The following is a 22,155-nucleotide window of genomic DNA, read 5'->3' on the forward strand; positions in this document are numbered from 1 at the left end:
GGTGCGGTGTCGACGTACACTTAGCAGTGAAACGCGGGTCATCCACGTGAACCACCTACACGTAAGGGGCATGCTGCCTTCTGCCAACTAGGAAGTCGAGAATGATGCAACGCTATCAGCGAGAGCACTTCTGGAATGCCGTCATTTGGCCGGTGTTATGGCCCCTGCTTCTTGTTCAAGCCGCATTGGTGTTGCTGTGCGTGTCGGTGGGGGCCGTGATTTGGCTGATGTCACCGGGTCAAGCGTCATGGACCACCACGCTGTGGCTCACGCTGACGCTGCTATTGGGTAGCTGCCTCAACGTCGGCGCGTTTTTAATGTTAATCAAAGCGCGCGCCAAGTTTAAAGACGCGCTGTTCGTGCAAGGTCTCAACGAGCTGGAGCGCCATATCGATACGCTTCAACAGGGGATGATGCCCCATGCCCCGCTGTTGTTGAACGAAGAGAGCCACGAGCGCCCGCTCAAACGGCTGACTCGCGCCAACGATCAATTGGCGAGCTTGGTGAGCGCGTTAGAGAAAAATGGCCACGTGGCTGGGGAAGCCACTGAACAGCCCAAGTCCGATCAGGCCCTCTTGGAAGACTTGCACCACCAGCAAAAGCAGCTAAAGCACCTCATGGCGGGAAGAGAGCGCGCCCGAGAGGAGTCGCGTCTAAAGTCTGGCTACCTGACGCTCATGCAGCGTGAAGCCGACAGCCTGTTCGATCATCTGGGCACCATGCTGACCGACGAGGCGTCCGATGCCTGTCGACAGAACGTCACCCACGTTCGCGAGCGGCTGGCGGATATTCGCTCGCTGTTGGCGAATTTCGTGCAACAGAGCGTGAACGAGGCCAATACCTACGACCTACCCATTTCCGATGAGCAAAGTCCGCGGGTGTTGGTGGTCGATGATGGCCCCGTGAACCTGATGCTGGCGCGGCAAATGCTGGAGTCGCAAGGGCTTCAGGTAGAGGGAGTCAGTAGCGGCGAGCAGGCACTGGAGCGTCAGCAGTCGGCTTTCTATGACTTGGTGTTCATGGATATCTTCATGCCCACCCTGGATGGGTTGGAAACCACCCGCCGCTGGCGACAGTACGAAGCGCAGCACTCCTCCAATCGCAGCGTCATGATCGCCCTGACGGCCAATGCCGATAACGCGGGCAAAGACACCTGTGCGAACGCAGGGCTCGACGATATCCTCGCCAAACCTTATCAGCCCGATACCCTGCACGGCATGATCAAAAAATGGCTGCCTAACGCCCTGGAGAAGCCCAACGAATGACCTTTGCAGCCATTTTGGCCAGTTACTTATTGCTAGGTGCCGCGGCGGGCACCATGGCCGGTTTGTTCGGTGTGGGTGGGGGCATCATCATTGTGCCCGTCTTGGTATTTGCTTTCGGCTTACAGGGCATTTCCCCCGAGATCACCATGCACCTAGCAGTGGGCACCTCGCTGGCCACCATTGTCGTGACGGGGGCGTCCTCTGCGCTAGGCCACTTCCGTAAAGGCAGCGTACATCGTGCGTGGTTTTTAGCGCTGCTACCCGGGTTGATGTTGGGGGCCATTGCGGGCGTCTTCATCGCCGGTAATTTGTCGGGCACCGTGCTAGGCACCTTATTCGGCGTGTTCGTGCTCCTGCTCGCCACCAAAATGCTCATGGGGCTGACGCCCAAGCCGGGCACATTGGCCCCTGGCAAGGTCGCCATGACCGTGGCGGGAGGTGTGGTGGGAGCCATTTCTGCGCTATTTGGTATCGGCGGTGGCGCGATGACCGTGCCCTGGCTTTCACGCTGTGGTGCCACCATGACACAAGCGGTGGGAACCTCTGCCGCCTGTGGCTTACCAATAGCGGCGGTGGGGGCCGTCACGTTCGTCGTGGTGGGTTGGGGCAACCCTTTATTGCCGCCCTGGGCTACCGGGTTCGTGATGTGGCCTGCGTTCATTGGCATCGTCGTCACCAGTGTGCCCTTCGCCCGCTTCGGCGTGCGTTTGGCGCACGTGCTGCCCGCCCATGTGCTTCGTTACTGCTTTGCTGCGCTGCTCGCCGTGGTGGGGTTACGCTTCATACTGGCGTAACCCGCTGTGGCAAGTGGCGGCATTTCTTTTATTCGAATAGAGAAAGTGAATGATCAACTACCCAACGATAGATCCTGTCGCGATTTCCCTCGGCCCGTTGCAGGTACATTGGTACGGCCTCATGTACGTCGTCGGCTTCGTGGCCGCTTGGTGGCTAGGGTGCAAACGCGCCCCACGGCTTGGGCTGACCAAAGACGATATCGGCGATCTGCTTTTCTACTGTGCCATTGGCGTGGTCGCCGGTGGGCGCTTAGGGTATGCCCTGTTCTACGGCTTAGAGCAGTGGCTGGCCGACCCGCTCTGGATCTTCCGCGTTTGGGACGGTGGCATGAGTTTCCACGGTGGCTTGATGGGCGTACTGCTGGCTGCGTGGCTCTTCGCACGTCGCAAACAGTTGGCATTCATCGCGCTGACCGATTTTATCGCGCCGCTCGTGCCCATTGGCCTGGGGGCGGGACGTATCGGTAACTTCATCAACCATGAGCTACCCGGGCGCATCACCTCGCTACCCTGGGGTATGCCCTTTCCGGGTATGGGGCCAGAACCACGACATCCCTCGGCCCTCTATGAGGCGCTGTTAGAGGGGGTGGTGCTATTCGCCATTCTCTGGTGGGTTTCCGCCAAGCCGCGCTCGCGTGGCTTCATCTCCGGCCTCTTCCTGCTGGGGTACGGTGTGTTCCGCTTCTTGGTCGAGTTCGTTCGTATGCCTGATGCCCATATCGGCTTCATCGCCTTCGGCTGGGTCACCATGGGCATGCTGCTTACGTTACCCATGATTGCATTAGGAGTGGTGTTCATGGCGTGGTCGCGTCATCAGCCTGTGGATGCGAAGTGGTAATTGGTAATTGGTAAATGGTAAATGGTGAATGGTGAATGGTGGGGGCGCGCTCTCGTTGGTAGCCAATCAGCGGCGAGCGGCCTAGAATACAGCCCCACATTCGCTGTTAATCTGGAATTTCTGTGACTGCAACAACGCCCACGCCTGCCATGACATCAACGTTACCTGCGCTTGAACAGCCTTACCTAGATCTGATGCGTACCGTGCTGGAGCAGGGCGTTGACCGTGGCGACCGCACCGGTACGGGGACGCGCTCGGTGTTTGGGCATCAAATGCGCTTTGACCTCTCACGCGGCTTCCCGCTGCTGACGACGAAAAAGCTGCATTTGCGCTCCATCATCCACGAGCTTTTGTGGTTTCTGAAAGGGGATACCAACATTGGGTACCTCAAAGAGAACGGTGTGCGTATTTGGGACGAGTGGGCCGACGAAAACGGCAATCTGGGGCCCGTGTATGGCTACCAGTGGCGCAGTTGGCCAAATCCCAACGGCGGCAGTGTCGATCAAATTACCAATGTGCTCGAACAGATTCGCACGAATCCGCAGTCGCGTCGGTTGATCGTATCCGCATGGAACCCTGGCCAAGTCGATGAAATGAAGCTACCGCCGTGCCACTGCCTGTTTCAGTTCTACGTCGCCAACGGTCGGCTCTCGTGCCAGCTATACCAGCGCAGTGCCGATATCTTCTTGGGCGTGCCCTTCAATATCGCCAGTTACGCGCTGCTTCTTAGCATGGTGGCCCAGGTCACAGGGCTAAAACCGGGCGAATTCGTGCACACGCTAGGGGATGCGCACCTGTACAGCAACCATCTCGTACAGGCTCAAGAGCAGCTCAGCCGTACGCCCATGGCGCCACCTACGCTGGCGCTCAATCCCGATATCAAAAACCTCTTCGACTTCACTTTCGATGATATTCAGATCGAAGGCTATGAGTCACATCCGCATATCAAAGCAAAGGTAGCCGTATGAGTCAGCAAGCCACCGCTTATGAATCGCTGGTGCCCGTCGCGATGATCGTCGCCATGGCCAAGAATCGCGTCATCGGCGTCGATGGCAAGCTACCCTGGTACTTGCCCGAAGATTTGAAGTTTTTCAAACGCATGACACAGGCCAAGCCGCTGGTTATGGGGCGCAAAACCTATGCTTCCATCGGTAAGCCGCTGCCTAACCGACTCAATATCGTGGTCACTCGGGATACCCATTTTAGCGCCGAAGGCACGCGCGTATGCCACGAACTGCCCGCTGCGTTAGCGCTGGCCGATCAGCAGGCGACCATCGAGGCGGCGGAAGAAGTCATGGTCATGGGTGGCGGCGAGATTTATCGTCAAGCTTTACCGTTTGCACAACGTCTCTACATCACGGAAGTCGATATCGAGGTCGAGGGCGACGCCCACTTCCCCGAGTTTTCCATGGACGAGTGGCGAGAAGTCCAGCGTGTACCCGGCCAGCCAGCGGAAGGGCAGCCGAACTACGACTTCGTTGTGTACGAGCGCGTCAGCGACTGATCAGGTCAAAGGAGGGGGTTATGGCCGCCAGCGTACTGCATCTATTAGAAACGTTAGAAACACGGCTCGAACAAAAAAATGTCGAACTCACTGCGCTGCGCGAGGAGAATCAGCAGTTAAAGCAACAACTCGCGGCACTGACGGCTCACGCTCCAGAAACGCCTGCCCCTATGCTCGCCGCTGAAACAGAGCGCTCGGCAGCGGATAGTCATGCTTCCCAATCACTGCCTGAGCCAGCGCCGAGCGCTACCAGCTCGGCAGAGCCAGATGCGCCTGACACGCCCACCACACCACCTTCGCCGCAAGCGCTGCTGAAACAGTGGTATCAGCGCTACCCGAATGCTTTCTTTAAAGGGCATACCAAGCCCTTGAAGGTAGGCATTCACCAAGATTTGGCCGAACGCGAACCTTGGTCTGGCAAGTTGATTCGCCGCGCGCTGGCCAACTACGTCAATTTACCGCGCTATATCAAATCCATGCGCGAAGGGGCCGAACGTGTCGATTTAGACGGTCAGCCTGCGGGTAAAGTGGATAAAGAAGCTGCGCAACATGCCAGTGAGCGTCGACACGAGTCGCCCACGAAAAATGCGTCTGACCGCTCGGCCACCCCTGCAAAAAGCAGCGCTAATAAAACGAAGGCCAGGGCTGAAAAGCCACATCGACACGACCAACAGCCTGCTTCAAAACCAGTAGCGTCCGAAAAAATCGAGCAGAAAAAGCCGCTTAGCATGGAAGAGAAACTAAAAGGCTTGCAGCAAAAATTCGAAGGTCGCTGAGACCCGAGGCCGTGTTGTGGGTTCCATAAAAAAACACAAATCGTAAAAAAACACTGTTTTTTTCTATTGCGTTCCCTGGAATCCCGGTATAGAGTTTGACCTGCGAGCATTGGACTATAACAAGGCTTTGTTGAGGACATGTCGCATACCACCGGGAAAAACCGGTGGATGAGAAAAAGAGCATGGCCCGCAAGCCACTTACTGGCTTCTTTGAAGGCCAGTAATAACGATCGAAACAGTAAGCTAGTTAAGGAACCTACATCATGAAAAAGACACTTTTAGCGACTGCTATTGTTGGTGCCCTGGGCGCCTCCGCTGCCGCTCAAGCAGCGACCGTTTATGACCAAGACGGCACCAAACTGGACGTTTATGGCCGTATCGCCATGGGCGTTGCTGGTGGCGGCCCGGAGTATGACTCCAACGGCAACTTCCAAGACAACGGCGAAGAGTTCGTAGACGTTTATTCTCGTCTGGGCTTCCGCATGAGCCAGGAAGTAACTTCCGACCTGACCGCTTTCGGTCGTCTGGAGTGGCGCTTCACTGGTGACGAGAACGACACCGACGGTGGCTTCAACGAAATTCGCCAGAGCTACATCGGTCTGCAGAGCAAGCAGTACGGTACGTTCCAAGCTGGTAACTTTGACAGCTTCTACAACCAGTTCGTAACTCTGCCGTTCGACGTGTACATCGACCGTGGTCTGGAGTTTGCTGGCCACCGCAAACAGTCACGTGGTGACTCCATCGGTTACTACACGCCTGACCTGCAAGGCTTCACTGCATTCCTGCAGCTGAAACACTACAGCGTACGTGGCGAGTCTGCCCCGAATGCTGAAGGTACCGTCATTGCACCGCAAGGTGGTGTTCGTTACCAGCAAGGTCCGTTCACTGTAGGTCTGGGCTTCGTTGAAGACGTACGTCGCGTTGACCCGAACAACTCTGGTAACGGCGGCGGCAACGGCGAACTGCTGGGCGGCCTGATCGGTTCTTACGACGTGAACGATCAGTTCTCTGTACGTCTGGGCTACGAAGGTCGTGAACACAGCGATGAAGTTGGCGGTGGTTTCGACAAAGTTGGTCTGGGTGCTACTTACACCACTGGTCCCTGGGCCTTCACTGGTGACATCTACGACGTAGATCCGGATGGCCAAGGTGCTGACAGCCGTACTTCTTGGGCCCTGGGTTCTTACTACAAAGTTTCCAGCAACTTTGACGTATTCCTAGAGCTGCAGCAGCCTGATCAGCAGTCCATCAACGTAACACTGGATGGCACTAACTCTGAAATCAATGCTGACGGCGATGACCTGTACTACCTGACAGGTGCTCGTTACCACTTCTAAGCCTTGGTTAAACCAAGCTTAAAGTTGTAACTCCTGTAGTAGATAATGAACCGGCCCCTCATGGGGCCGGTTTTTTATGCTTAAAAACTAGAAAATTCATCTCGCTGGCGAGATGTCTGTGCCTGACAATCAAGCTGTACCATCACAAAAGTTGGCATAGCATTACAGCGTTGCTGATAAACGGTATGATAGCCAACGTTTATCGCTGCCAGCCGATGTTTGAAAACACCGCGTCCGGCTGTGTTCATTAACGAACTATGTGAGTTGATAGGGAAAGTATGAACGTAACCGTGTTTGGAACAGGCTATGTAGGGCTGGTGCAAGGTGCCGTTCTGGCGGATGTGGGTCACAACGTCGTGTGTGTCGATGTCGATGCTGAAAAAGTCGCGCGTTTAGAGCAGGGTGTCATTCCTATTTATGAGCCAGGGCTCGAAGCCCTCGTCAAAGAGAACTACGCAGCAGGTAGGCTGACGTTTACCACCCAGGCTGAAGAAGGCGTCAAGCACGGAGAGGTACAGTTCATCGCGGTTGGCACGCCACCAGACGAAGATGGCAGCGCCGATTTGAAATACGTTCTGAAGGTAGCCGAGACCATCGCGACGCATATTGAAAAACCGGTGGTCATCGTCAACAAGTCCACGGTGCCCGTCGGCACGGCGGATAAAGTGACTGCCGTGGTAGAAGAAGTGTTAGCCAAACGGCAAACAAATCTGTCGTTCGACGTGGTATCCAACCCTGAGTTTTTGAAAGAAGGAAGTGCGGTAGCCGATTGCAAGAAGCCTGACCGTATCATCATTGGCACTACGAACGATGCAACCATCGATATCATGCGTGAGCTCTACGCACCGTTTAACCGTAACCATGACAAAATCATCACCATGGACGTGCGTAGCGCCGAGCTAACGAAGTACGCGGCTAACTGCATGCTGGCTACGAAGATCAGCTTCATGAACGAGATGGCGAATCTTGCCGAGCGCTTGGACGCCGACATTGAAATGGTGCGCCAAGGTATTGGCAGCGACCCTCGTATTGGCTACCACTTTATATATCCTGGCGCGGGCTACGGAGGCTCCTGTTTTCCAAAAGACGTGCAGGCGCTGATACGCACGGCTGAAAGTATCGCCTTCGATGCCAAAGTGCTAAAAGCGGTCGAAGAACGTAACCAACTGCAAAAAAACACTCTGTTTGAAAAAATTCATCGCCACTTCGACGGCGCACTGGAAGGCAAAGTAGTGGCGTTGTGGGGGCTTGCATTCAAACCGAATACCGATGATATGCGTGAAGCGCCCAGCCGTGTAGTCATGGAATCTTTATGGCAGGCGGGCGCTAAAGTACAGGCGTACGATCCTGAAGCCATGGAAGAAGCGCAGCGGATTTATGGCCATCGTGATGATTTAACCCTGTGTGGAACGAAAGAAGGCGCGCTAAAAAATGCTGATGTTCTAGTGATCGTGACCGACTGGCAATCTTTCAAAGCGCCAGATTTTGAGTTGATCAAAGCAACGCTATCTCAACCGGTGATCGTCGACGGTCGCAACTTGTTCGATCCAAAGCGTATGTCGAAAAGAGGCATTACGTATTACGGCGTGGGACGCTAACCCAAGATAATAAAGCCGAGTGCCTGATGGGAATGCTCGGCAATAAAACGCAAAAGACCGGCTGTAATCATATTGATGCGATGAATGGAGAGTAGGAATGAGGGGGGAAGGAATGGACTCACAGGTAAGTGGGGCGACCACGCCAGAAGACATGACGCTGGTAGGGTTCGTCGTGCTTCTGCTGAAACAGTGGAAGATCATGCTGGCCTGCATAGCGTGTGTCATGCTGCTGACGCTGGCTGCTCTTTGGTTAAAACCGGTCAAATATGGCTTTGCCACCATGTACGCGGTGGCGTCTTATGAAACGTTGGATGGCGAGCGAGAAGGGCTCGAAACGCCTGAAGAAGTCATCGCCAAATTAGAAAACGTCTTCATCGAGCAGCAACGTAGGCAACTACTGGAAGATGAAAGCGTAGAAGGAATTCCATTCGATATCGATGTGACGAACCCCAGTAATACGTTGTTGCTACGTATTCTCAGCGAATCGGAAGAGCTTCACCAGCCCATGATCGAACAGTTTCACGAAGGGCTGGTAAACGCCATCAAGCAAGATCAGCAGCAACTGGTAGAAGAATTAATGGCGGGGCTCGAGGCCCAACAGCAAGCGTACTCGCAAGCACTAGAGGCTGCTCGGGCCTCCAGCAGCGAAAGCGCACGCGAGCTGGAAGCCTCTTTCTTCGAGAAAACGCTGCAACTCGAACGTCGTATCGAGAGCATCAATCCTGGTGACTCCACCCAACTCGCCGTGCAAAGTCTCGAACCGGTGGGGATCGGCAAAACTTTTATTCTGGCATTCGGTGTGCTCGTGGCACTGCTATTGGCACCTTTAGCCGCCGTCTTCAGCGTATTCGTCACGCAAGTGGCAGCTGCTTATCGGCGCGCCCAGTAATGAGAGGGCGTTAACGCACTCATTGCCGCCGGAGCCAGCGATGGATATGAAACTAAAACGGTGTATCGACTTGCTGTTGCTATGTTTTCTCATGGCATGGCCGTTGGTCGATACACTCAACGGCTATCTCTATTACCAAAGCGTATCGCTGCCCAGCATCTCCGCGCCATACAAAACGCTGGGGTTCGTTGTGCTATTGGTCGTGCTGATGATCTATCACGTGAAGCAGTTTTTATATCTACTGCTTTACGCAGCGCTAATGGTCCTGTGTTTGTTCTATCAGGTAATGAACTATGGGCACGCGATAGAAAGCGTTACTTGGGCGGTGCGGGGGTTGCTGACCTTAGCACTGCTGTTCTATTTGGTAGGCGAGGCCAAGCAGTCAGAGGGTTTTTGGAGCCTGCAAAAACTGGCAGGACTGATGCTGTTTTACTTCATCGTCATGTCTGTGAACGTCTCGTTGGGCGTGTTAGGCGTTGGCGAATCGCAGTATGCCGGGGGGATCGGTGGAAAAGGTTTCATCATCGCAGGCAATGAAATGAGCTATTTGATGCTCGCGTCGGCCAGTATCGTGCTGTTTCGCTTGGCCGAAACGCGTGGCGCTGGAAGCCTGGCGTTGGTGTTTGGTCTATTCCTGCTGTTTTTCCTGATGAAAGCCACCAAAGTAGCCATGCTGGGGATCTGCATGGTGTTCGTATTCGCACTGATCCACAATGGCTACTTCAAAGTAAGGCGCATCCCCACCGTGTACTTGATCACGTTGGTGGGTGGCGCGGCAGTCATCGCCTTCGGCTACCAATTCATTCAAGCCGCCGGGCTGTTGGATCGAATGCTTTTTCTCTACAAGCTGCATGGCGGCTTTTGGGGAGCTTTGCTGAGCGGAAGACTCTCGTTTTTAGGTGAAGCCGTCGAGCTGGTCGTCGTACCCTTTGGGTTTTGGGATGTGCTGTTTGGTGTAGGCGTCGATCACCTGCTGGCCGTGCGGGGCTCTCTGGTAGAGATAGATCTGATCGATGTCTTCATCAGCTTTGGCGTCATAGGTGGCGTACTCTTTTACCTGCCTTGGCTGCTAGGGGCCGTCTGGGCTACACAGCTACTCAAGCGCCAGCCAAGGTACGGCATGAGCTTTTGGCTGCTCATCATCACGGTCATTGGGGTGAGTCTTGCGGCGGGACACGTCGTCAATTCAGGTATTGCCTCAAGCGCAACAGCGCTACTGATCGGCTACCTCTATCAACTCAAAACCCGGCTGCCGACCTTCAAGGAGGAAGCGTGAACATTCTGTTAGTAGGCTCTTTTGGAGGCCATTTCATACAGCTCAAGCGGCTGTACGCCCAGCTTGCGCAAGAAGCCGAGCAACATAACGTGGCGTTTAGTTTTGCCAGTACGGAGCCCGGACTCGTCGTGGAGGATACCCCGGCGCATTGTTGCCCAAACATACACCGGGGTAGCGGCATCAAGGCGCTGTGCTCGGCGCTGTGGCAATCCGTCAGAGTGTTGAGAGCGGCCAAGCCAGATGTGGTGATCTCCACTGGAGCACTGCCAGGCCTGCTGCTCTGCTTTCTAGCGAAAGTGATGGGTAAGCAGGTCATTTGGGTCGACAGCATGGCCAATTATCAGCAGCTCTCTTTTTCAGGCAAGATAGCGCGCTTTTTTTGCGATGTTTGCCTAACCCAATGGGAACATCTGGCGGCCAAGGACAAGCGCGTGCGCTACTGGGGGAAAGTCCTATGATCTTCATTACCGTCGGCACCCAGCTACCTTTCGACCGCTTGCTGAAACACTTCGCAGAGTGGCGCGACCAGCGCGGCTACTCAGGCAAAGTCGTTGCGCAAGTAGGCGAAGATAGCCGTTTTGTTTACCCTGACATGCAGCTTTTCAAAACGCTCTCGAGCGATGAGTACTATCATTGGTTTTGCCAAGCGCAGGGCATCGTCTCGCACGCTGGGATGGGTAGTATTCTGTCCTGCCTCGACCACGGCAAACGTGGCGTGTTTATGCCCCGTCAATACGCGTTAGGCGAGCATCGTAACGACCACCAGCGCGATACGGCTCAGGCATTTGCCGGCCAATACCCGTCACTGGCGTTTTGTGAGGATAAGCAGGCTCTTTTCAATGCGTTGGATGCCTTGGTCCACGCGCCTGTTGGTGCCGAACCACTCGAACGAACAAGCCAAGACAACGCGCTAGGTCGGCGTATTGCCGAGCATCTTGGATTGAAAGGGCGCGCCTCATGAAGCGTCTATTGTTATGGACGAACCTGTACCCCACCCACGCGGCCCCGCATTATGGCACCTTCGTCAAATCGACCGAGCAGGCGTGGCGGCAAGCGTTGGGCAGCGAAAACGTAGAGCGGGTGGCCATCCGCGAAAAGCCCACCAGTAAGCTCAGCAAAATCAGGCTGTATACCGACTTACTGATACGCTGCGCGCTTTCGCTACGCAACAAGCCAGCAGGGACGCTGCTAGAGGTTCACTATCCGGTCTATTTTTTGCCGCTGCTTTACCTACTGGCCCTAATGAAACCCAAGCACTTTTATCTAGTGCTGCGTTTCCACGGGACGGATCTGGCGCAGATTGCCGGTTCTAGCGTGTTTCGTGGGCTGTTCGATCGGCTAAAAAGTAGCGTCGACCTGTGCGTTGCGCCTTCGGAGCATTTTCGGCATGAAATCCATGCGCAGTTGAAGGTGCCATTGGCGCGCATCATCAAAGTCTATCCAGACAGCGTCGGCGAGCTATTTGCAGCTCCGCTGCGCGCCTACGAACCAGCCCCCGATGATGCCTTTATCGTGGGCTGTGTATCTCGCTTAGAGCCAGGTAAGAACTGCCAAACGCTGCTGGAAGCCTTCGCTAAGCTGGACATCCCTAACAAGCGTTTGGTGCTAGTGGGAGATGGCTCTCAGCGAGCAGCCCTAGCGCAGTTGGCGCGGCAGCTCGGCGTAGCCGATATCACCACGTTCAAAGGCGCATTACCTAGAGAGCAGTTGCCGGAGGTGCTGTCCGATTTTTCCGTCTTCGTATTTCCTTCGTTACGAGAGAGCTTTGGGTTGGTAGCTGTCGAGGCCTTGGCCTGTGGTATCCCGGTCATTGCCAGCGCGCAGTTGCACGCCGCCCAGGAGTATCTTCAAGAGGGCAAGAACGGGTACTTTTATGAAGGTGGCGTCGATGGTTTGGTCGCGGCCATTGGAACATTCCATACGCTGTCCGCAGCCGAGCGGGCAGCGTTGAGCGCGCAGGCCAAAAACGTACGCCATCGATTTAGCGACCAGCAGGTGTTCACTCAAGGAGTGAACGATATTTTGAGTCGGCAGCAAAGCGAATGAACATGTTGATGAATGGATGCGAAACGGGTGGCTGCAATGGGTAAGCCAAAAACCATGACGTTTTCAGAACGTTTCCCGCCTCAGGTGGTGTTCCCCTTTTTTGATGTACTGGCAATTTTTGCGGGTGGCTGGTTAGCGCACTGGATGCGGTTTGGCTCATTTCACCTGCACGAGCGCTACGTGCTCGCGCTTATTTGCATCGGTTTACTGGTGCTGGTGATCAATAGCATGTCCGGTAGCTATCGTCGTTGGCGTATTACGCCCGTCGGGCAGATGTTAGGCAAACTGCTGCTGGTATGGGTGGCTGTCGGCATCACGGCTGCGTCACTCATCTACTTTGCTCACGCTGCCAACCGTTACTCTCGGCTCTGGATCGGTTTGACGCTCGCAGTTTCGTTTCTCGTCGCAGGCGGCGCGCGGTTACTGGTACAGCTTGCCTTACAGCACGTGCGTCTGAGAGGCGGTGCACGGCGCCCGGTCTTCCTGATAGGCCCGGCTACCAACGTATTGGGCGTAGCGGAGGGCATTCGTAGTGCCGCTTGGGAAGGGCATACCATTGCTGGCGTCGAGCGTATCAAAGAACAGGTCAACGAGGAGTGCATCGAGCGCATCGTCCGGCGCATCAGCCGTTCGAATGCCCGCGAAGTATGGATTTGTGTGCCCTTCGAGATGGGGCACGTCGTACGGTCGCTGTTTTTTGCGCTTCGTAACCACACCGCCGAAGTGCGTTTTATCCCAGCGTTCGAAGAAATGCATCTGCTCAACCACCGTATGAGCGAAGTGGCCGGGCATTACGCGATCGACCTGAGCGTGTCGCCCATGAGCGGTATGTCGCGCTTTGTCAAACGTAGTGAAGACATCATCATTGGTACGCTCATCTCGATCATGATTTTGCCGGTGTGTCTGGGCATTGCGCTGGCTATCAAGCTCACCTCACCAGGACCGATACTCTTCAAACAGCACCGCGAGGGCTCCAACGGGCGTCGCTTCAAGGTGTATAAATTTCGCTCGATGCGTGTTCACCAAGAAGAGGCCGGCCAAGTGACCCAAGCCAAAAAGAACGACAGTCGCATCACGCCGATCGGTGCCTTTTTAAGGCGCACTTCACTGGATGAGCTGCCCCAGTTTTACAACGTGCTGCAAGGGCGCATGTCTATCGTCGGACCACGTCCACACGCACTGGCCCATAACGAGCAGTACAAAGAACTGGTGGAGTCTTACATGCGCCGTCATAAGGTGAAGCCAGGTATTACCGGCTGGGCCCAGGTCAACGGTCTGCGCGGAGAAACCGATACGCTGCAAAAGATGCAGCGGCGGGTCGAGTACGATCTGTGGTACATCGACAACTGGTCGCTTTGGCTGGATTTGAAAATCATCGTGCTCACCGTCTTCAAAGGTTTCATTAACAAAAACGCTTATTAGACGGAGTTGCAACGTCGTTGAAAATGAAACGAATCCGCGTTCGTGGTAGCGAATCAGCACGTGAGTGGGGTGTGTCAGGGGTGTGATAGTATGGCACTTTTCAGGCGCTTGCCTGACTAACGTGCTTCACTGTTGCCAGGACCCGCATTTCAATGACGTACCCTTCCCACGCTGCCACGAACAAAACCGCCGAGCTGCCCAGTCAGCTCTCGAGTATGGCGGTTTTTCTACTGACGGCCGTCTGCCTCATCCTTCCTAGTGGCTACTCCATCGGCGCAGTCATTCTCTTTCTGGCTGGTTGCGGGCTACTTATCACCCGTCGCCTGCCAGCGCTGACCAAGCACGATTTTTGGGTCATCGCCGCGCTGGTGGCCTACGCGTTGGTCAGCATGCTGGAGGCCTGGTGGGATGGCCAAGGCAGCCGAGGGTTCGATAAGCCCAGCCGTTTCATCCTGGCCATTCCCGCCCTGCTATGGGTGCTGCGGTACCCACCTAAGCTCGCCTATTTATGGAGTGGCATAGCGCTGGGTGGCATCAGTGCGGGTGCTTGGGGTGGCTGGCAAAAGCTCGTCGAAGGCGTTGGGCGCGCCCAGGGTCATACCCATGTCATCCAGTTTGGCAATCTCAGCATGCTGCTAGGCGTGTTGTGCATGGCGGGCTTGGGATGGGCCGTCATTCAGCGCCATCGCGGTATCTGGGTAGCGCTGCTCCTAGCGGGGGCGGCAGGGGGTGTATTGGGCTCGCTCTTCTCAGGCAGCCGTGGCGGTTGGGTAGGGTTTCCTATCGTACTACTGGTGCTCTACCGGGCTTATGGTACCCAGCTTTCGACCAAACTGAAGGCGGCCGCGTTAGCGGCTGTCATGTTAGGTGGGGTAACGGTGTATGCCGTACCGCAAATCGGTGTGCAAGAGCGTGTTCATCAAGCCTTTAGCGATGTGGCACTGTACGTTTCCGGCGAAAACCGCTCGACCTCGGTAGGCTCACGGTTCGAAATGTGGCGCGGTGCTTCCCAGCTCATTCAAGAAAAACCCCTCACCGGATGGGGGAGCAATGGTTACGCCCAAGCAATGGCCGACTTCGGCGAGGCGGGGGTCATCAGCGCTGAAGCCGCCCAGTATGGGCATGCCCATAACGAGTTCATCGATGCGTTCGCCAAGCGGGGGGGAGTGGGGCTGGCCGTACTGCTGGCGCTTTATCTCGTGCCCATGCGTCTCTTTGCACGCCACTTGCAGGCTAACGACCTAGCCACGCGAGCCGTAGCCACTGCGGGAGTGTTGCTTCCCGTGACGTTCATGGACTTTGGTTTGACTCAAGTGTTCTTGGAGCACAATAGCGGCGTGATGATGTATGCCTTCATGCTAACGGTGCTTTGGGGAATTTACTCGGCCCAACCGGCGGATACCATTAACTAATCGTTTTATCGATAGATGAAAAATCGGCCATAGGGCCGATTTTTTTATGTAAGCCGTTGATTGCTTGACGGCTAAATAGAATTAATTATCTGTACAAGCCTTGTCAACGTAGAGCCTTAGCAGTTAATCCCTTACAATGCCGGGTGCTTTTTAATAGCGCAGGTTCATTACATTTCATCCGCACAGCGTAGGGCAAGGGAATGCGCCCGTTACAATCCCTGGGCGGTAGCGTGCCTTTTTATTGGAAATCACTATGTCAAACTCCCCATTTTTTATAGCGCGGCCAGCTCGCATGCTGTTGGCAGCGTTAAGCGTTGCCGTGGTTAGCGGCTGCGCCACGTACCCCAGCGGCAACCAGCAGCAGGTGCAGTACGTGCTAGGCAGCGACTCTGCCAAGCCGCTGCAAGATGAAAATCTCAACGGCTTTCTCGCTCAAGCGCCTGCCGGTGCCGTACTTAACCTAGTACAAAGTCCCTGGGGCGATAACGTCGAAATTGTGGCAGATGCGCCCTATTTGGCCGCTAGCGGTAGAGAGTGCCGTAAGCTGCGCGTCATCGAGCAGGGCAGCGGTGCCGCCCGTACAGCGCTTACCTGTGCAACGCCTAACGGCTGGGTGAACCAGCGCATGCTGCTGCCAGAAAGCCAGCAAGGGGCGATGTCGTTGACAACGCCATCCTCTATGTCTCAAGGGACCTCTCAAGGGCGCTATTAATGAGTTTACAACGCGTAATGAAACGGCTTTCTCTCACGCGCCCGGTAGCGGTGTTATCCCTAGCCTTGTTGGGCACTGCCGCCAGCAGCGCAACCTGGGCACAAAGCATTAGCTTGCCCAATACCATTCTGCCGGAAGACCAAGCCAGCCAGCAGCCCGTCGAGCAAGTGAACGACACCCCCCGCGCCGATTGGCGTAGCGGTACCTACGGCCCGGTAGCAAACCAGCCCCAGCAAAACCCCGATGCGTTGCCGCCCTTTGGTGCCAACCTGTTTACCGGCGGCTTTCGCGGGGCGATGGGCGATGGCCTAAATGCCGACTACCAAGTAAAACCCGGCGACCAGATCACTGTGCGTGCCTGGGGCGCGTTCGAGTTTGATCGCGTGCTGCCGGTGGATGCCCAGGGCAATATCTTTATTCCCGGCTCAGGCCCGCTCAATGTAGAAGGCCAAAACAGCCAGCAGGTTGATAGCCGCGTGCGCGGCGCGATTACCTCGGTGTACCCCGAAAACGTACAGGTCTACACCAACGTACAGGGCGTGCAGCCTGTGGCCGTGTTCGTCACCGGCTACGTGGAAAACCCCGGCCGCTACGCAGGCACCCCCAACGACTCCGTGCTCTACTTCCTGGACCAGGCAGGCGGTATTGATCAAGACCTGGGCAGCTATCGCCAAATCCGCGTGATTCGCAACGACCAAACCGTCGCCACGGTGGATCTCTACGACTTCCTGATCAATGGCAGCATTGCCCGCCCGCAGTTCCAGGATGGCGACACCATTGTGGTAGAAGAGCGCGGCCCGGCCATTGCCGTAGTAGGCGATGTTCACCGTGAACACCGCTACGAGCTTATTGGCAACCAGCTAAGCGGTGCGGAACTGGTAGAGCTTGCCCGCCTAAGAAGTGGCGTCTCCCATGTACTGCTGCGTGGCAACCGTTCCGATGGCCCCATGGCCCAGTATTTCCCACTGAACGAGTTCTACACTCAAACCATTCGCAGCGGCGATGAAGTGGTGTTTAGCGCCGACCAGCGCAGTGAAACCATCGTGGTAGAAGTAGAGGGTAGCTACTACGGCCCGTCACGCTTTGCACTACCCCGCGATGCGCGCCTAAGCGAACTGCTGGATGCCATTCCCGTGCCGGAAAACATGACCGCCGTGGAAAGCATTTCGCTACAGCGTGAAAGTGTGAAACAGCAGCAACAGCAATCCATGGAAGATAGCCTGCGCCGCCTGGAAACCACCTACCTAAGCGCAGAATCTGGCACCAACGAAGAAGCGCAAATTCGTGCTCAAGAAGCTGAGCTGATCCAAAACTTCGTTCAGCGCGCCCGCGAGCTAGAGCCTAGCGGCCGGTTGGTAGTGGCCTACAACGACCGCATTGCCGATGTTCGCCTGCAAGATGGCGATGTGATCACCATTCCTGAAATCAGCGATTCCATCCTGATTAGCGGGGAAGTACTGGTACCGCAAGCAGCGGTGTATCGCCCCGGCATGAGCGTGATCGACTACATTGAAAGCGCAGGTGGCTTTACCCAGCGCGCCGACGACGACCACATCCTGCTGGTTCGCCAAAACGGCGCGGTGGAAAACGCCCGCAACACCCCGCTACGCGCAGGTGATGAAATCCTCGTGATGCCAGAAGCGCCCACCCACAACCTGCAGCTAGCCGCCACGCTTACGCAAATCCTCTACCAAGTGGCCGTAGCCACCCGCGTGGCAGTGGATCTGTGATGGGTGGTTGATAAATAGTGAATAGTAAGTGGTGAGTAGTGAAGGCAGTATCTCGTAGCGCGGCGTAACGACTGAGCGAGAGCAACGAGCGAAAGAGGCACCGCAGCGGCGGCCCGGCCCGAAGGGCGGCGCCAGCCGCCCTAACGCCGCCGCTAAATGCGATATCACTGACCAGTGCAATAACGCCATCCAACTGATTTCATCACGCTCTTTTCAAAAGAAACGGCATCATGAATAACACACACAGCGCCCCGAAAGGGGCGCGCACCCCTTGGCAAGTCACCCGCAGCGTGTGGTACGCCATGTTCATGCGGGAAGCCATTTCCCGCACCATGAGTGACCGCATGGGCTGGTTCTGGATGATTTTTGAGCCAGCGGCGTTCATTGCCATCATGGTGGGCATTCGAAGTTTTGTGCGTGGCGATAAACTGATTGCTAATGCTGATTTTATTCCCTGGATGATTGCAGGGATGATGGGTTTTTTTTTAGTGCGTGAGGGCATGCTTCGCGGAATGGGAGCTATCGATGCCAATAGCGCACTATTTGCCTATCGTCAGGTGCAGCCAGTCGATCCTGTACTAGTGCGCAATTTCCTAGAAGGGATGATTCGCACGTTTATTTTTTTCCTGTTTATTGTGGGTGGCTTAATGCTGGGGTTGGATATGTACCCAGATAACGCCATTCGTGCAACAGGTGCCTGGTTATCGCTGTGGAGCCTTGGGATAGGCCTTGGATTGGTTACATCGGTGCTAGCGACAATGATTCCTGAAATTGGCAGGATTGTTCGAATGCTATCCCTACCGCTGCTTATTATATCTGGGGTGATGTTTCCGCTTAACCAATTGCCACACTGGCTGTTGGAATACTTGATGCTAAACCCTATTCCACACGCATTAGAAACATTACGTTTAGGTTTTTTTGAAAACTACAAAACAATCCACGGCACCAGCATGACGTATTTCTGGCTGGTAACGCTAACCCTGAATGCATTAGGGCTAGTAATGCACCTTCGTTTTGTTAATAGGTTAAAGGCTAAATAACCCATGCAGCTATCCGTTACCCGTTTTATCAAGCAGTCGCCGCACTGGGCGTTGGCCTTAATCGCTATCCTACTGGTTAGCTTTTATTGGTTTTTAGTGGCTGAGGAACGCTATGTCTCCCGTGCCACTGTAGTATTAGAAAGCCCCCAGGTCGCCACGCCAGAATTTAGCCTTTCATCGTTAATGGGGGGCGGGGCGGGCAATACCGCTGATTTGCTGCTACTGCGTGAACACTTACTCTCGGTAGATATGCTGCGCCTGCTGGATGAACAGCTCGGTATTCGCCAACACTACAGCGAACACGGCGATTTCTTCGCCAAGCTCCGCGACCCTAACGTACCCATCGAAGACCTACATGAATACTACCTGCGTCGGGTAGAGGTAGAGCTAGATGAGTATGCAGGTGTATTGAATATTTACGTTCAAGGCTACACGCCGGAATTCGCCCACGATATGGCATCTCTGCTGCTGGAAGCTGGCGAAAACCACATGAACGAAATGGGCCACCGCTTAGCCGATGAACAAGTGCGCTTCTTAGAGCGGCAAATGGTGCGTTTAGAAGAGCGCTTTGAAGAAACCCGCGCCGAACTGCTCGCATTCCAAAATGAGTACGGCTTGGTATCGCCCACCGCCACGGTAGAAAGCATCAACCAAGTCGTGGCAACGCTAGAAGGCGACCTAGCCCGTTTGCAAGCCCAGCGCAACGCCCTGGCTAGCTTCCAAAGCTCACAATCGGCCGAGCTACGCGAAGTAGAGCGCAGCATTGAAGCCTTACGCGACCAAATCGTAGAACAGCGTGACCGCTTGGCCCAAGCCACCGGCAACTCGCTCAACCGCGTCTCTGCCGAGTACGAAACCCTAGAGCTACAAGCCCAGTTCGCCCAGGAAACTTACTCCAGCGCCCTGGCCGCACTTGAAAACACCCGCTTAGAAGCCGCCCGCCAGCTCAAGCAGGTCAGCGTGCTACAAAGCCCGCTCATGCCGGAATACCCAACAGAGCCCAACCGTCTCTACAACAGCAGCGTCTTCGCCATCATCACCATCTTCCTAGCGTTTATCCTCAGCATGCTCATCATGATCGTCAAAGACCACCGCGATTAAGATGTTTGGAATGGCGAATGGCGAATGATGCCGCCACCCCGTAGCGCGGCGTAACGAAAGAGCGAGAGCAACGAGCGAAAGAGGCACCCGCGGAGGGCGGCACCAGCCGCCCCGATTGAGCCACGGTGATTCATCAAACCTCGTTGGCATATTCGTCACCCCTAACAGGGTGCTTCGCGGGTGCGCTCCGCTTACACCGCGCTACGAATAAATAGCATACTTAGAAGCGCGGCAAGAACCCCGTAGCGCGGCGTAACGAAAGAGCGAGAGCAACGAGCGAAAGAGGCACCCGCGGAGGGCGGCGCTAGCCGCCCCGATTGAGCCACGGTGATTCATCAAATCTCGTTGGCATATTCGGCACCCCTAACAGAGTGCTTAACGGGCGCGCTCCGCTTACACCGCGCTACGAATACACAGCACACATAGAAGCGCAGCAGGAACCCCGTAGCGCGGCGTAACGAAAGAGCGAGAGCAACGAGCGAAAGAGGCACCCGCGAAGGGTGGCGCTAGCCGCCCCGATTGAGCCACAGTGATTCATCAAACCTCGTTGGCATAATCTACACCCCTAGCGGGGTGCTTCGCGGGTGCGCTCCCCTTACACCGCGCTACGAATACACAGCACACATAGAAGCGCGGCAGGAACCCCGTAGCGCGGCGTAACGAAAGAGCGAGAGCAACGAGCGAAAGAGGCACCCGCGAAGGCGGCACTAGCCGCCCCGATTGAGCCACGGTGGTGAATCAAACCTCGTTGGCATATTCGGCACACCTAGCGAGGTGCTTCGCGGGTGCGCTCCGCTTACACCGCGCTACGAATAGATAGCATACTTAGAAGCGTGGCAGGGACCCCGTAGCGCGGCGTAACGAAAGAGCGAGAGCAACGAGCGAAAGAGGCACCCGCGAAGGGCGGCGTTAGCCGCCCCGATCACGCCACCAAACGCCAAAATGCCATACCGCTAAGAGAAAGCACGAAAAGGAATTCAATGCTTAACATCACCCACCACGGCGGAGCCAAAGGCGTCACTGGAAGCTGCCACCAGCTCACCCTCGATAGCGAACACTCACTGCTGATCGACTGCGGGCTATTCCAAGGCGAAGACGCAAAAGAAGACGCCTTCGATCAGCTACAAATCGAATTCGATATCAGCACCGTCAAAGCGCTGGTCATCACCCACGTACACATTGATCACGTAGGCCGCCTACCTTACCTACTGGCTGCCGGGTTCAAAGGGCCAATCATCTGCTCCATTCCCTCGGCCAAACTGTTGCCCCTGGTGATTGAAGACGCCCTAAAAATCGGCTTCACCCGCAACGCCCAACTCATTGAGCGTTTCCAGCAACAGCTAGAAAGCCAAATCGTCAGCGTGCCCTACGGCAAATGGCACACCGTGGTAGAAAAAACCGGCGAAAGCCACATCACCACACGAGTAAAGCTCAAGCGGGCAGGCCACATTCTGGGTTCCAGCTACGTAGAAGTCGCCCACCAGTACCTCAATGGTGAAAAGGAACGGGTCATATTCAGCGGCGATTTAGGCGCCCCCTACGCACCGCTACTCCCCGCACCTAAATCCCCCTACGGCTGTGAACAGCTAATACTCGAAAGCACCTACGGCGACCGACAACACCCCGACCGCCGCCAGCGCCGCGCCACGCTGAAACATGCCATCGAGCAAGCACTCACTAACGGCGGCACGGTCATGGTGCCCGCATTCAGCATAGGCCGCACCCAAGAGCTACTCTACGAGCTGGAAGGCATCATTTATGAAGCCGAGCGCAACGCCAAACGCGGCTTACCCAAAAGCCAGTGGCAAGCGCTAGAAATCATTGTCGATTCACCGCTGGCCGCCCGTTTTACCCAGGTATACCGCCAGCTAAAACCCTACTGGGACAAAGAAGCCCAACGCCGCCTACGCAGCGGCCGTCACCCGCTCAACTTTGATAACCTCTACACCGTAGAAAGCCACGAAGCCCACGAGCAAACGGTAGCGTATTTAGCCAACACAGGCCGCCCCGCCGTGGTGATCGCCGCCAGCGGCATGTGTGCAGGTGGGCGCATCATGAACTACCTAAAAGCCATGCTAGGCGATGAGCGTCACCAAGTACTATTCGTAGGCTACCAAGGCGCAGGCACCCCAGGCCGTGCCATACAGCAGTACGGCCCCCAAGGCGGTTGGGTAGAAATAGACGGCCAGCGAATTGATATCAAAGCAGGCGTCACCTCCATCAGCGGCTACTCCGCCCACGCCGACCAAAAGGGGCTGCTCAACTTCGTCAAGCGCATGCGCCGCTGGCCCCATACCATCCATTTAGTACACGGCGAACAAACCGCGCGCAGCACGCTCAAACGTGAGCTGGAAGCGATGTACACCCGTAAAGGAAAGGTGGTGAAACTAGTGAATGGTGAGTAGCACCAACCCT

The 22,155-nt window shown here is 55.6% G+C and carries 20 protein-coding genes; all 20 read left to right on the forward strand.

The genetic code is table 11. The features are described 5' to 3' along the window. Positions 1-101: 101 nt before the first annotated feature. The 20 genes from NH398_RS00270 to NH398_RS00365 all read left to right on the forward strand — a co-directional run bounded on the left by NH398_RS00270 (position 102) and on the right by NH398_RS00365 (position 22,145). On the forward strand, positions 102-1,265 hold the full coding sequence (locus NH398_RS00270) for a response regulator (RefSeq protein ID WP_366069842.1): 1,164 nt from the start codon (positions 102-104) through the stop codon (positions 1,263-1,265). Then, complete coding sequence (locus NH398_RS00275; RefSeq protein ID WP_253015696.1) at positions 1,262-2,059, forward strand: sulfite exporter TauE/SafE family protein; 798 nt, start codon at positions 1,262-1,264, stop codon at positions 2,057-2,059. Before NH398_RS00270 ends, NH398_RS00275 begins: the two co-directional genes overlap by 4 nt. A gap of 49 nt (positions 2,060-2,108) precedes the next feature. Then, entirely contained in the window at positions 2,109-2,897 is a 789-nt protein-coding gene (gene lgt, locus NH398_RS00280) for a prolipoprotein diacylglyceryl transferase (RefSeq protein ID WP_253015698.1), read from the forward strand. Positions 2,898-3,046: 149 nt separating this feature from the next. Then, positions 3,047-3,865: a thymidylate synthase gene (locus NH398_RS00285; protein WP_253016536.1), complete on the forward strand. Its 819-nt coding sequence runs from the start codon at positions 3,047-3,049 to the stop codon at positions 3,863-3,865. Beyond that, the gene (locus tag NH398_RS00290) at positions 3,862-4,401 is read left to right on the forward strand and encodes a dihydrofolate reductase (protein ID WP_253015700.1); all 540 of its coding nucleotides are present in this window, start codon (positions 3,862-3,864) and stop codon (positions 4,399-4,401) included. Before NH398_RS00285 ends, NH398_RS00290 begins: the two co-directional genes overlap by 4 nt. Before the next feature lie 20 nt (positions 4,402-4,421). After that, positions 4,422-5,177, forward strand: a complete 756-nt coding sequence (locus tag NH398_RS00295; RefSeq protein WP_253015702.1) for a ProQ/FINO family protein — start codon at positions 4,422-4,424, stop codon at positions 5,175-5,177. Between the two features lie 263 nt (positions 5,178-5,440). After that, positions 5,441-6,514: a porin gene (locus NH398_RS00300; RefSeq protein ID WP_253015704.1), complete on the forward strand. Its 1,074-nt coding sequence runs from the start codon at positions 5,441-5,443 to the stop codon at positions 6,512-6,514. 278 nt (positions 6,515-6,792) lie between these two features. Then, entirely contained in the window at positions 6,793-8,112 is a 1,320-nt protein-coding gene (locus tag NH398_RS00305; protein ID WP_253015706.1) for a UDP-glucose/GDP-mannose dehydrogenase family protein, read from the forward strand. Between the two features lie 112 nt (positions 8,113-8,224). Further along, on the forward strand, positions 8,225-9,001 hold the full coding sequence (locus tag NH398_RS00310; protein WP_253015708.1) for a lipopolysaccharide biosynthesis protein: 777 nt from the start codon (positions 8,225-8,227) through the stop codon (positions 8,999-9,001). A 40-nt stretch (positions 9,002-9,041) separates the two neighbouring features. Further along, on the forward strand, positions 9,042-10,277 hold the full coding sequence (locus NH398_RS00315) for a hypothetical protein (RefSeq protein WP_253015710.1): 1,236 nt from the start codon (positions 9,042-9,044) through the stop codon (positions 10,275-10,277). After that, the gene (locus tag NH398_RS00320) at positions 10,274-10,735 is read left to right on the forward strand and encodes an oligosaccharide biosynthesis protein Alg14 (RefSeq protein ID WP_253015712.1); all 462 of its coding nucleotides are present in this window, start codon (positions 10,274-10,276) and stop codon (positions 10,733-10,735) included. The genes NH398_RS00315 and NH398_RS00320 overlap by 4 nt, the downstream gene beginning before the upstream one ends. After that, entirely contained in the window at positions 10,732-11,238 is a 507-nt protein-coding gene (locus tag NH398_RS00325) for a glycosyltransferase (RefSeq protein ID WP_253015714.1), read from the forward strand. Before NH398_RS00320 ends, NH398_RS00325 begins: the two co-directional genes overlap by 4 nt. Further along, the gene (locus NH398_RS00330; RefSeq protein ID WP_253015716.1) at positions 11,235-12,323 is read left to right on the forward strand and encodes a glycosyltransferase family 4 protein; all 1,089 of its coding nucleotides are present in this window, start codon (positions 11,235-11,237) and stop codon (positions 12,321-12,323) included. Before NH398_RS00325 ends, NH398_RS00330 begins: the two co-directional genes overlap by 4 nt. A 54-nt stretch (positions 12,324-12,377) precedes the next feature. Further along, positions 12,378-13,745: an undecaprenyl-phosphate glucose phosphotransferase gene (locus NH398_RS00335; RefSeq protein ID WP_167520882.1), complete on the forward strand. Its 1,368-nt coding sequence runs from the start codon at positions 12,378-12,380 to the stop codon at positions 13,743-13,745. Between the two features lie 152 nt (positions 13,746-13,897). Continuing rightward, entirely contained in the window at positions 13,898-15,157 is a 1,260-nt protein-coding gene (locus NH398_RS00340; protein ID WP_253015718.1) for an O-antigen ligase family protein, read from the forward strand. 253 nt (positions 15,158-15,410) lie between these two features. Then, positions 15,411-15,869 (forward strand): DVU3141 family protein, encoded by a 459-nt coding sequence (locus NH398_RS00345; protein ID WP_253015720.1) that lies wholly within the window; start codon positions 15,411-15,413, stop codon positions 15,867-15,869. Continuing rightward, a complete protein-coding gene (locus NH398_RS00350; RefSeq protein ID WP_253015721.1) occupies positions 15,869-17,599 on the forward strand; it encodes a polysaccharide biosynthesis/export family protein in 1,731 nt (576 codons plus the stop codon). Before NH398_RS00345 ends, NH398_RS00350 begins: the two co-directional genes overlap by 1 nt. A gap of 230 nt (positions 17,600-17,829) precedes the next feature. Further along, the gene (locus NH398_RS00355) at positions 17,830-18,639 is read left to right on the forward strand and encodes an ABC transporter permease (RefSeq protein ID WP_253015723.1); all 810 of its coding nucleotides are present in this window, start codon (positions 17,830-17,832) and stop codon (positions 18,637-18,639) included. Between the two features lie 3 nt (positions 18,640-18,642). Beyond that, positions 18,643-19,740, forward strand: coding sequence for a chain-length determining protein (locus NH398_RS00360; RefSeq protein WP_253015725.1), 1,098 nt, complete (start codon positions 18,643-18,645; stop codon positions 19,738-19,740). Between the two features lie 980 nt (positions 19,741-20,720). Continuing rightward, positions 20,721-22,145: an MBL fold metallo-hydrolase gene (locus NH398_RS00365; RefSeq protein WP_253015727.1), complete on the forward strand. Its 1,425-nt coding sequence runs from the start codon at positions 20,721-20,723 to the stop codon at positions 22,143-22,145. Positions 22,146-22,155: the final 10 nt, after the last annotated feature.

It is taken from the genome of Halomonas sp. CnH100-B, assembly GCF_024124605.1.
GTDB lineage: Bacteria > Pseudomonadota > Gammaproteobacteria > Pseudomonadales > Halomonadaceae > Vreelandella.